Below are 11,886 nucleotides of genomic sequence, written 5' to 3' on the forward strand. Positions count from 1 at the left end.
CTTTAAAATACAAAACGCCCGATGAAGTACATCGAGCGTTTTAGTTAAAAAGTGTCAACCCATATCAGGACGGGTCAAACACGTTTTTTGTGCGCTTCTGATAGGGCAGTCGACTAGGCTGCCTTAACGAACTTTGCTAGGAATGCATCCTTACGTTCATTAAAGCGGCGTACAAGGTCGTCAACCGCTTCTTGGTCATATGGCTTCAAGCCACTTGCAACCATGCGCTTAATACCTTTACCAACGACTTCACCGTCTTCTTTAAACGCAAAGTTTAAGGTGACTACACCTCGTTTTCCTTCTACGTCGAATGTTGCGCCAGTGAAATCCACCTCTGGATGCGTAAGGTCTAAGCGTGAAAATTCGACTTCCATGCTTTCATAAATAACTAATGGACGCTGGCAGTTAATCATCATTTGCTTCTCTTCCATAAGAGGAACCATGATGTGAGGGAAGTTCATACCAGAAAATTGCACGTAATTTGTCACTACATGCTCAATAAATGCCGGATCGTGGTTAGTTTCACCTTCACGGGACATGTGTAAGTATTCTTTACCTGCCTCGTCAACAACAGCGCTTTCTTTGTCACACTTATTTTCAATATGAAGTGCTACACCATCGTTTACCATGCCAGAGAAGTTAAAACGCATCTTTTGGCTAACGCCTTCTTTACTAAGAAGCACAGCGAAAAGTAAATCTCCAGGGACACAAAAGCGTTTGTTGTCTTCATCATGAATTGGGTTGTAGTCACCTGCGACACGTTTTGCAAAGTGGCTTGCTTGTTCGCGAGTGAACTGAAACTGGTGATTAGTGTTTGAAAAATAAGGTGTTAGAAACATAATTTTTACGTAGTAACCAAAACTGTGTGGGATTATATGCGAATATCTGCGTAGCAATGGTCCATCCAGTGAAAACTTCACCGTATCCTAACAATAAGACACTATTTCGGCGGATAAACCGTTAAAAACGCATACTTTAGCAACGCTTTTATTTGTGAAAACAATAAACAACGACTTTTTCGCTCGCCTATCTTTTAAAGTATAGCCATCAAAGTAGACTGGCGTTCATAAATAGTGCCATCAACATGTTTAATCGTATGTAAAAAGGCTCCACGCTGAACGTAGAGCCTTCAAGTCATTATCTGTTTATTCGATGAAATGCCAGTTATGCTTGGTTATTGAACACTTGGTAACAAGCTCTCTGGCATGAGCGTGTTGTGGATAGCCAGCTTAAGCAGAGTATTTGCCTGTTCAATGTCTGGAGCAAAGTAGCGATCTTTATCGTAGAACGATACTTTTTCACGCAACATTTGTTTCGCAATCTCAATACGCTCAGAGGACTTGTTTGGTGCTCTAAAGTCTAGGCCTTGTGCTGCTGAGAGGTATTCTACCGCCAGAATACCGCGAGTGTTTTCGCCCATTTCTTTCAATCTGCGAGCCGCGAATGTTGCCATTGACACGTGATCTTCTTGGTTTGCAGATGTTGGCAAGCTGTCTACTGACGCTGGGTGAGCGAGCGTTTTGTTTTCACTTGCTAACGCAGCAGAGGTCACCTGAGCGATCATGAAACCAGAGTTCACACCACCATTGTCGACTAAGAACGGTGGCAGTTTTGATAGCGCGCTATCGATAAGTAATGCCATACGACGTTCAGACAAGCTGCCGATCTCGGCAATCGCAAGTGCTAGGTTGTCGGCTGCCATTGCAACAGGCTCCGCGTGGAAGTTACCGCCAGAGATGATGTCACCATCTTCAGCAAACACCAACGGATTATCTGATACGGAGTTCGCTTCTACTTGTAATACTTCCGCCGCATTGCGGATTTGCTGTAAACACGCGCCCATCACTTGAGGCTGACAGCGCAAAGAATACGGGTCTTGCACTTTTTCACAGTTAGTGTGCGAGTCACCTATTTCACTCGATGTGTCTAACAAATGACGGTATGCGAGTGCTGCGTCCATTTGGCTGCGATGACCACGTACACGGTGAATGCGCGGATCGAATGGACGTCGGCTGCCGAGAGCGGCTTCAACAGACATTGCACCACAAACGGTTGCTGACGCGAAAAGGTCTTCCGCGATAAACAGGCCTTCCAATGCGAACGCTGTGGATGCCTGAGTCCCATTTAGTAGCGCTAAGCCTTCTTTTGGCGCCAGAGTGATAGGCTCTAGACCTGCGATTTTTAAAGCTTCTTGCCCGGAAATGATATTACCGTTGTGGCGAGCTTGTCCTTCTCCCAGTAATACTGTGCTCATATGGGCTAGAGGAGCTAAGTCACCTGATGCGCCAACAGAGCCCTTTTTAGGTACGCAAGGGTAAACTTGTGCGTTGACTAGGTCGGTCAGCATATTAATGACTTTTAGGCGAATCCCAGAAAAGCCACGAGACAGACTATTGATTTTTAATACCATCATCATACGAACCGTTTCATCTGACATAAACTCACCGATACCTGCCGCATGAGAAAGAACGATACTGCGTTGCAGTGTTTCTAAATCTTCTGGTGCTATTCGTGTGTTAGCCAATAGCCCAAAACCAGTGTTAATTCCGTAAACCGTTCGATCTTCCGCGATGACTCGGTCTACGACCTGTGTGCTTTCTTCAATGGCCGGAATGGCTTCAGGATCCAAAGTAAGGTTGACTGGTGAACGGCTCACTTGGCGTAGTTCGTTTAAGCTAATATGACCTGGCTTTAGCGTTAAATTTAACATCTCTTTCATCCTTACTTGAGCTTCTTCAGTTCTTCGTTGAGCATTGGCAAATCTAGCCCTTGCTCTGCTGCACATTGTTTAGCGATATCGTATCCCGCATCAGCATGACGCATAACGCCTGTTGCTGGGTCGTTATGCAGCACGCGGGCAATACGTTCTGAGGCATCTTCACTGCCGTCACAGCAGATAACCATACCTGAGTGTTGCGAGAAGCCCATACCTACGCCACCACCGTGGTGTAGTGAAACCCAAGTTGCGCCGCCCGCCGTGTTGAGTAGCGCGTTTAATAATGGCCAGTCTGATACGGCGTCAGAACCGTCCATCATACCTTCGGTTTCACGGTTCGGGCTTGCTACAGAGCCAGAATCTAAGTGATCTCGACCAATGACAACGGGCGCTTTAAGTTCGCCATTTTTCACCATTTCGTTGAATGCTTGACCAAGACGCTCACGATCTTTAAGACCAACCCAGCAAATACGCGCAGGTAAACCTTGGAACTGGATGCGTTCGCGAGCCATATCTAGCCAGTTATGTAAGTGCGGATTATCTGGAATTAGCTCTTTTACTTTTTGGTCGGTTTTATAAATGTCCTCAGGATCGCCAGAGAGAGCAGCCCAACGGAAAGGACCGATACCTTCACAGAATAGAGGACGAATGTAGGCTGGAACGAAGCCAGGAAAATCGAATGCGTTTTCTACGCCTTCTTCCAAGGCCATCTGGCGGATGTTGTTACCGTAGTCGAGTGTTGCGGCGCCGCGATTTTGCAGCTCTAACATCGCTTGAACTTGCACAGCCATGGATTTTTTCGCTGCTTTTACGACCATTGCTTCATCTTGCAAACGCATTTCTGCTGCGTGAGACATGCTCCAGCCTTGTGGTAAATAGCCATTGAGCGGGTCGTGTGCAGACGTTTGGTCTGTTACGACATCAGGCGTGATATTACGTTCTACCAGCTCAGAGAAAACGTCTGCTGCATTACCTAGTAGACCAACCGATACTGGTGTGTCTGACTCTTTAATGATAGCTAGCGCTTCATCTAAAGAAGTCGCTTTCTTATCGACATAGCCTGTACGCAGGCGGTAATCGATACGTGATTCATCACACTCTACTGCAATCATGGAGAAGCCCGCCATTGTACCAGCGAGAGGTTGAGCACCACCCATGCCACCAAGACCACCTGTTAGAATCCAACGGCCCTTTGCTTCACCGTCAAAGTGTTTTTTTGCAACAGATACGAACGTTTCGTATGTGCCTTGTACGATACCTTGCGAGCCAATGTATATCCAGCTGCCAGCGGTCATTTGGCCGTACATCATCAAGCCTTGTTTATCGAGCTCGTTGAAGTGTTCCCAGTTTGCCCAATGCGGAACAAGGTTTGAGTTTGCGATAAGCACGCGTGGGGCATTTTTATGAGTAGGGAAAACACCAACAGGCTTGCCTGATTGAACTAAAAGCGTTTGGTCATCTTCGAGTCTTTCAAGTACTTCAACAATCTTGTCGTAACATTCCCAGTTTCGCGCTGCTCGGCCAATGCCGCCATATACAACCAGTGAATGTGGATGTTCTGCAACATCAGGATCAAGGTTGTTCATCAGCATACGAAGAGGGGCTTCGGTTAGCCAAGATTTTGCGCGCAGTTTATCTCCGTGAGGTGCACGAATTGTTCTGCTTGTATCAAGTCGTGGATCTTGTCCCTGGCGCTGTGTCATTTCAGACTCCTTTAGTTTCTCGTGATGACCAAGTACTTGCTTGGTCGTAATAATCAGTGGCATCTGGGATGCATCATGGTTTGTGCTGTTTTTCCGCCATTGCGTTGGCGATATCCCAACACAAACGGGCAGCTAATCGTGCAGTTTGACTATCGACGTCATAATTTGGGTTGTATTCGGCGATATCAGCCAGCATTAGCTTATTTTTGTAATGAAGAATTCGCTCTAAAAAGGGTGCAATAGTGTCGTAACTCACTCCCCGAGCAGCTGGTGCGCTGACTCCAGGTGCGGTTGCGGCAGGAAATACATCTAGATCAATGGTCAAATAGAGGTAGTCACAGTCGTCAATAAAATGCTGAAGCTGAGTTAAGTGATAACTGTGGTTTAAGTAGCAGAGCTGATTGTCCTCTACATACCAAACATTTAACGCATCTGCTTTTTCAAATAGCGCTTTAGTGTTGCTACTACGGCTTACACCAATACAAGCGTAATGAAAGTCCCAATCGTTACGTTGACAAAAATGATGAATTTGGTTGAAGGGTGTGCCGGAGCTCGGTCTTATGTCGGCGAGGTTGCTCTCAAATGCGCGCAAATCGAAATGAGCATCGAAATTAATAATGCCGATTTTAGGCTTCTTCTCTGGATAGTGCTCTTTAAAATACCCCGCTAAGCCGGAAAAGGAGGCCCACGCAATCTCATGCCCACCACCTAGCACGATGACTGGCGTATGGGGCAGTGCGCTTGAAATGGTTGCTGCACATAGAGCTTGGCTCTCTTCCAGTAAGTCGTCTTCACACACCACAGTACCTAAGTCATATAGTGGGGCGTCTTGGTGCCATGCTAAATTAGCGAGTGCTCGTCGGATTAAGTCTGGCGCTTTTTTCGCGCCAATGCGTCCTTTGTTTCTCGCAACGCCAGCGTCGGTAGCAAAACCGAGTAATGAGACGCCATGCGCAACGGCACTCAACTCATCTGCTTTTTGGCGTTGAACAACGTGATGAATTCGCTGACCAAGCTTGCCGTCCTCGGCATCATGACGGCCTTGCCAATGAAATAGGGGAGAGTGTAGGTCGAATTGAGACATATTATTGGCCTCCGTGTGAAATGTATTCACCATTTACTATACGACCTACCAGACGTTTTGCTCCGACTTGATAGCTTAAATCCGCAGGGCTTTCGATATCCCAGATAGAGAAGTCCGCATCAAACCCTACTTTGATTTCGCCACGTGAGTTTTGATAACCCAGAGCTTTGGCTGCATGTTGCGTTACACCACGCAGTGCTTCTTGCGGTGTAAGGCGAAATAGTGTGCACGCCATATTCAGCATGAGTGTGAGATCAGAAAATGGTGATGTACCTGGGTTGACGTCCGTAGCAATTGCCATCGGCACGTTATGCTCTCTCAACAACTCAATCGGTGGTAACTGAGTTTCTCTTAGAAAATAAAAAGCGCCAGGCAATAGAGTGGCGACAGTGTTTGATCGAGCAAGTGCTTTAACACCTTGCTCATCTAAAAACTCGATGTGATCCGCTGACAGACCGTTGTATTGCGCAGTGAGGGCTGTACCACCGAGATTAGAAAGCTGCTCAGTATGCCCTTTAACCTTTAAGCCGTGACGTTTTGCAGCTACAAACACTTTTTCTGTTTGTTCAAGATTGAAACCAATCGATTCACAAAAAACATCGACACTCGTAGCTAATTCTTCCTTTGCGACAACAGGGATTATGTCCTGACAAATGTGCTCAATATAATCATCTGCACGACCTTGGAACTCTGGCGGAATGGCGTGAGCGGCGAGAAGTGTAGTGGTGATTTTAACTTTGCGCTCTTGTTCAAGCATTTTGGCTGCACGGAGCATTTTTACTTCATCATTCAGTGTCAATCCGTAGCCTGATTTCACTTCGACAGAAGTGACGCCGCTCGCGAGTAGCCCGTCTAAACGTGGCAACGCTAACTCAACTAATTGCGCTTCGGTTGCTGAACGCGTCGCATGCACCGTTGAAAGTATCCCACCGCCTTGTTTGGAAATTTCTTGATATGGCACGCCGTTTAAGCGCATTTCAAATTCGTTGGCACGATTGCCCGCGTAAATAAGATGAGTGTGGCAGTCGATCAAACCTGGCAGAACTAACTTGCCTTGAAGGTCGATACTCTGAGCGTAATGTTGGGCAGACAGCAGAGACTCGGTTTGCGGTGCGTCTTCACCAATGGCACAAGTACTGATCGCAACGATTTTTCCAGATTGAATACCAATGCGCGCTGGAGGCGTTGGAAGGTATCCGCATTCTCCCGATTGCATGGTAACTAGACGTGCGTTTTCAATCAGCAAATCCATGTTTGTGTCCCTGTGTTTATTTGTATCATTAAATGTATATACAAATAAATAGAGCAAAATAAGAACACTGACAAGATTGATGTTGCTAAAATGTGATCAAAACGTAGATCTAGAGGACAAATCTTGTCCTTAAATGAGCACTTTTGAGCTCAGCTTATATTTGTTACCAGGGTGATAAAGTAGGGCGGTACTGACTAACTTATCTTGGCTCCACGTTCTGCGATTCAAGAGAAGGCAAGGTTCATTGGCTTGCATTTTTAAGTCTTGCTTAATACGGCTTTCAGGCACAATTGCCTCTACAGTATGTTCTATCGCGCTGAGTGGGCAATTATTTGACAGGTATTGATTTGGAGTGATTTGTGTGAAGTCTTGATTTAAATAACTCGGGGCATATTGGCTATTCACCCAGCGGAGCTCCAATTGAATCGGCGTTTGGTCTTCATAGTGAATAATTTCACTGTAAAACACTGTCGTGCCTAGCATAACGCCGAGTTTTGTCGCAATGTTGTCATCTGCTTTTATGGCAATCTGTTTGAGCACTTTACTGCCATACTTTCGCCCTCTATCGCTGACTTCTTCGGCAATGTTTCGAATGTCTAGCAGGGGAGATTCTGACTTTTCACCAGGATCACACACGAACGTGCCTAAGCGTGGGCGACGTTGTAATCGGCCCTCATTAACTAAATCCCGAATTGCTTTGTTCACTGTCATTCTACTGACACCAAATTGCTCGGTAAGCTCAATCTCGGTGGCGATGCGATGACCAACTACCCACTCTCCAGCATCAATTTTATCCAGGATAAATTGTTTAATTTGAATGTAGAGTGGTGCAGACATAATGATTTCCCTTTATTTGACTATACAAATACTGCTTAATTTAGGTACAAATTGCAAACATTTCTCGACGAATATACCGCTTAGTGACCGAACAATCCTATTGCAGAGCTGAATGACTCTTGCTGCTGAGCATTATTTGGATTGATGATTGAATTCAAACATTTTCTTGTGGTCTATTGCTTGCACAGCAGAAAACAATTGTGTAAACAAACGATTATTAGAAGAAAAGTCGCTAAAAAAGGAAAAGTATGTTTAAAAAATTGAAAGCATCACTGGGGATCGGCTCTGCAAAAGTAGATACCATTTTGGACGAAATGAGCGTGTTTCAAGGAGCGACGCTGAAAGGGCATGTTCATATCAAAGGCGGAGACGTCGAACAACAAATTGATGCTATTACGATTAAATTGAACACGGAAATGAAAGTCGAAGTGGATGATAGCGTAAGTTACCAAACCTTCACTATTGATCAATTGAAAGCAGTTGACCCTTTTGTGATTCAACCTAATGAAGAAAAGCAGGTTCCGTTTGAGCTAAAACTGCATGATGAAACGCCAATTACTGCGGTTAGCGCACTTAAGAATCAATGTCATGTTTGGGTCGAGACGACGTTAGATATTGATTTTGCGATTGACCCGCGTGACCGTGACTATATTGAAGTGAAACCACTACCAGTAGCATCTCGGGTTATTCAAGCGATCGAGCAAGCTGGCTTCACTATGGTTAAAGCCGATGTTGAAAAAGGCTTTTTGCGCGGTGGCTCGTTTGCCTCTCGCTCTGGTATTTATCAAGAGCTAGAGTTCCGTAACAGCGGCTTTATCTCATCAAAAGAAATTGAGCTCTCTTTTATTCTGGAAGGGCAGGTCATGCATTGTTTGGCAGAGATTGACCGTTCGCTCAGCTTGGCTGGTGACCAATATCGCTCGTTTACGTTGCCGATCAATGCAACCGATGCTCAAGTCGCTGCCGCAGTTGCACCAACGCTAAATCTATAGCTCTCATCAACTTGATGAAAATATGTACCGATATCCTATTGTGAAAGCGATATCGGTACTGTTATCCATGTTTCTTGCGTTCTCTACGGCTAAAAACTCAAGCGCTGAATTTTCCATTAGATATCGATAGCCTAACACCAGTTCATTAGAGGCATCAGCAAACTCTGTGGGCCCTTCTGTTGAGCCTTGATACCAATGATATTCCAACATCAGGTGATGGTTATCTTCTAAGGCATAACGGTACCCACCCGCAATGGCAATCGTATTATGTCGATAGGGCAGATCGAGCAAGGCACGGTCATCCGATCGAAAAGTCATGCCAATCATCGAATAAAATGCATGAGCATCACTTAAGTAGCTGTAGTTTAATTGGAAGCCTTGCTCGAAACTGCTACCTTGAAAAGCGCCGTGAGCCACATCGTTAAAATACAAACTGCCGCCAATCGATAGGCCGTGATGTTCATTTTGGAACACTTGATACTGTAAGTAAGTAGATAGGTTATTGGCCAGTGTTTGTCCTTCGAAATCATCTTCAAGCACATCATATTGCGGCATTGAAATGTAAAAACGATCTCTGTCTACTTTATCCCGCCCATTTTGTCCGATACCGAAAAGTTTATGGAAGCTTTTCGTCAGTCCATCTAAATGGTTGTCAGCGGCAAAGACCCATCGATAGTTGAGCTCCCACTGCCAACGATCGCTGACTTGCCATTTGTTGCCTAATTCGATTTGATTGTGGTAATAATCCAGTGCGTATTCATCAGTATGAGCCCAAACACTTGCCACGGTTCCTGAACCATAGGCTTCGACAAAACCAGAGGGCAGACTATGTCCTGAGCGCAGTATGTTAGTGTGACTAACCACTTGCATTGGGGATTGTGCGTAAGAACGCAGCGGGCCATATAAGTCATTTGATGCGAAGGCTTGTAAAGAACATATCGAGGTGCTTAGAAGCACCATAAAGCGCGATTTGAAATAGACCATGATGAATACCTACATACAAACTACTCTATAAAACAACTATATACCTAAATCGCACGTTGAGCTCTCGCCCAGCGTGTTAGGCTTTGTATCGGTTCACACGTAATAGGCGATATTGTAATTTGTTGTGTAAGTTCATTGAGGGGCAATTCCGTTGGTCCCTTAAAAGCATGATCAGATTGTCGTGACGGGTCTGCGGTTAAGTTCTTATGACAAAACAAAATCGCGCTTTGCATTCTAAATGTGAGCTAGGTACAATCCCATTTTCGATAACGGTCCGGTATTCGTGTTACCGAGAGGCCTTTATTGACTCTCAACTATTTTCAACAAATAGCTTCTAATTTGAATAACATGTGTTGCTTGGTGTGCAACACCACTGTAAAGGACATAGCATGCCTATTATTACTCTTCCTGACGGCAGTCAGCGTCAATTTGACAACCCAGTTTCTACTATGGAAGTTGCGCAATCGATCGGTCCTGGTCTTGCAAAAGCAACTATCGCTGGTCGTGTAAACGGTAACCGCGTTGATGCGTGTGATCTAATTGAAGAAGACGCAAGCCTTGAAATCATCACAGTTAAAGATGAAGTAGACGGTCTAGAAATCGTTCGTCACTCTTGTGCTCACCTTCTTGGTCACGCTCTTAAGCAGCTTTACCCTCAAGCTAAAATGGCGATCGGTCCAACCATCGACAATGGCTTCTACTACGATATCGACCTAGACGAATCTCTAACGCAAGAAGATCTTGAAAAGATTGAAAAGCGTATGAAAGAGCTAGCGAAAACCAAGTACGAAGTGGTTAAGAAAAAAGTAAGCTGGCAGGAAGCGCGTGATACGTTTGAATCACGTGGCGAACCATACAAAGTTGAAATCCTAGACGAAAACGTATCTCGCGATGATCGTCCAGGCCTTTACCACCATGAAGAATACATCGACATGTGTCGTGGTCCTCACGTTCCTAATATGAGCTTCTGTCAACACTTCACTTTGCTGAATGTTGCAGGTGCTTACTGGCGTGGTAACAGCGACAACAAAATGCTTCAACGTATCTACGGTACGGCTTTCCACGACAAGAAAGCACTGAAAGCGCACCTAACTCGCCTAGAAGAAGCGGCGAAGCGTGATCACCGTAAGATTGGTAAGCAACTAGACCTATTCCACATGCAGCAAGAAGCACCGGGTATGGTGTTCTGGCATCACAATGGTTGGTCTATCTTCCGTGATCTAGAAGTATTCATCCGCGCTAAGCTAGATGAGTACGGTTACCAAGAAGTGAAAGGTCCACTTATGATGGACCGTGTTCTTTGGGAACGCTCAGGTCACTGGGATAAATACGCTGATGCAATGTTCACAACTTCTTCTGAGAACCGTGAATACGCGATTAAGCCAATGAACTGTCCAGGTCACGTACAGATCTTCAACCAAGGTCTAAAATCGTACCGCGACCTACCGCTACGTATGGCTGAGTTTGGCTCATGTCACCGTAACGAACCATCTGGTGCACTACACGGTATTATGCGTGTACGTGGCTTTACTCAGGATGACGCTCACATTTTCTGTACTGAGAGCCAAATTCAAGAAGAAGTAACAAACTGTATCAAGATGGTGTACGATACGTACCAAACATTTGGTTTCGACAACATCGTAGTGAAACTGTCTACTCGTCCAGAGAAACGTGTAGGTTCAGATGAAATCTGGGATCAATCTGAAGAAGCATTGAAGCAGTCTCTTGAATCGATGGATATCCCATACGAAATTCAAGAAGGCGAGGGTGCGTTCTACGGCCCTAAGATTGAATTCACACTATACGATTGTCTAGACCGTGCGTGGCAGTGTGGTACTGTCCAGCTAGACTTCAACCTACCAGGTCGCCTAGGCGCTACTTATGTAGGTGAAAACAATGAACGTCTTGTACCGGTAATGATTCACCGTGCGATTCTAGGTTCACTAGAGCGCTTCATCGGTATCCTTATCGAAGAATATGCTGGTTTCTTCCCAACTTGGTTGGCGCCAGAACAAGCAGTTCTTATGAACATTACTGATAAACAGTCAGGTTATGTTCAAGAAATAGTACAAAAACTACAAAAAAGTGGAATTAGAGCTAAAGCGGACTTGAGAAATGAGAAGATTGGCTTTAAAATCCGCGAACATACTTTGAAGCGTGTACCGTATATGCTTGTTGTTGGTGACCAAGAAATGGAAGCTGGCGAAATTGCAGTGCGTACTCGTAAAGGTAAAGATCTTGGTAAATTTAAAGTGGATGATTTTATTGCATACATCCAAGACGAGATCTCTAGCCGTAAGCTCAATCTGGAGGAATAA

Annotated in this window: 9 protein-coding genes; 2 read left to right on the plus strand and 7 right to left on the minus strand. The window is 45.1% G+C overall.

Going from position 1 to position 11,886, the window contains the following annotated elements; genetic code table 11:
• Window positions 1-113: 113 nt before the first annotated feature.
• From R8O70_RS15455 to hutC, 6 genes are all read right to left on the minus strand, one after another.
• Complete coding sequence (locus R8O70_RS15455; RefSeq protein WP_017821813.1) at window positions 114-839, minus strand: DUF3581 domain-containing protein; 726 nt, start codon at window positions 837-839, stop codon at window positions 114-116.
• 335 nt (window positions 840-1,174) lie between these two features.
• Window positions 1,175-2,710 (minus strand): histidine ammonia-lyase, encoded by a 1,536-nt coding sequence (gene hutH / locus R8O70_RS15460; protein ID WP_213890000.1) that lies wholly within the window; start codon window positions 2,708-2,710, stop codon window positions 1,175-1,177.
• An 11-nt stretch (window positions 2,711-2,721) separates the two neighbouring features.
• Window positions 2,722-4,419, minus strand: a complete 1,698-nt coding sequence (gene hutU, locus R8O70_RS15465; protein WP_025766830.1) for a urocanate hydratase — start codon at window positions 4,417-4,419, stop codon at window positions 2,722-2,724.
• A 73-nt stretch (window positions 4,420-4,492) separates the two neighbouring features.
• Window positions 4,493-5,503 (minus strand): formimidoylglutamase, encoded by a 1,011-nt coding sequence (hutG, locus tag R8O70_RS15470; RefSeq protein WP_005377946.1) that lies wholly within the window; start codon window positions 5,501-5,503, stop codon window positions 4,493-4,495.
• A 1-nt stretch (window position 5,504) separates the two neighbouring features.
• On the minus strand, window positions 5,505-6,755 hold the full coding sequence (gene hutI / locus R8O70_RS15475; RefSeq protein ID WP_005377945.1) for an imidazolonepropionase: 1,251 nt from the start codon (window positions 6,753-6,755) through the stop codon (window positions 5,505-5,507).
• 129 nt (window positions 6,756-6,884) lie between these two features.
• Window positions 6,885-7,592: a histidine utilization repressor gene (gene hutC, locus R8O70_RS15480; RefSeq protein ID WP_005377944.1), complete on the minus strand. Its 708-nt coding sequence runs from the start codon at window positions 7,590-7,592 to the stop codon at window positions 6,885-6,887.
• A gap of 248 nt (window positions 7,593-7,840) precedes the next feature.
• Between hutC and R8O70_RS15485 the strand changes: the two genes are divergently transcribed.
• Window positions 7,841-8,584 carry a sporulation protein gene (locus R8O70_RS15485; RefSeq protein WP_017821818.1) on the plus strand — a complete coding sequence of 248 codons (744 nt, stop codon included), beginning with the start codon at window positions 7,841-7,843 and terminating at the stop codon, window positions 8,582-8,584.
• A gap of 6 nt (window positions 8,585-8,590) precedes the next feature.
• Here R8O70_RS15485 and R8O70_RS15490 read toward each other — a convergent pair whose 3' ends face one another.
• Complete coding sequence (locus tag R8O70_RS15490) at window positions 8,591-9,568, minus strand: DUF3187 family protein (RefSeq protein ID WP_318184244.1); 978 nt, start codon at window positions 9,566-9,568, stop codon at window positions 8,591-8,593.
• Window positions 9,569-9,957: 389 nt separating this feature from the next.
• Between R8O70_RS15490 and thrS the strand changes: the two genes are divergently transcribed.
• Complete coding sequence (gene thrS / locus R8O70_RS15495) at window positions 9,958-11,886, plus strand: threonine--tRNA ligase (protein WP_005395892.1); 1,929 nt, start codon at window positions 9,958-9,960, stop codon at window positions 11,884-11,886.

Origin of the sequence: Vibrio sp. 779(2023) (genome assembly GCF_033344285.1) — a bacterium.
Taxonomy (GTDB): domain Bacteria; phylum Pseudomonadota; class Gammaproteobacteria; order Enterobacterales; family Vibrionaceae; genus Vibrio; species Vibrio alginolyticus.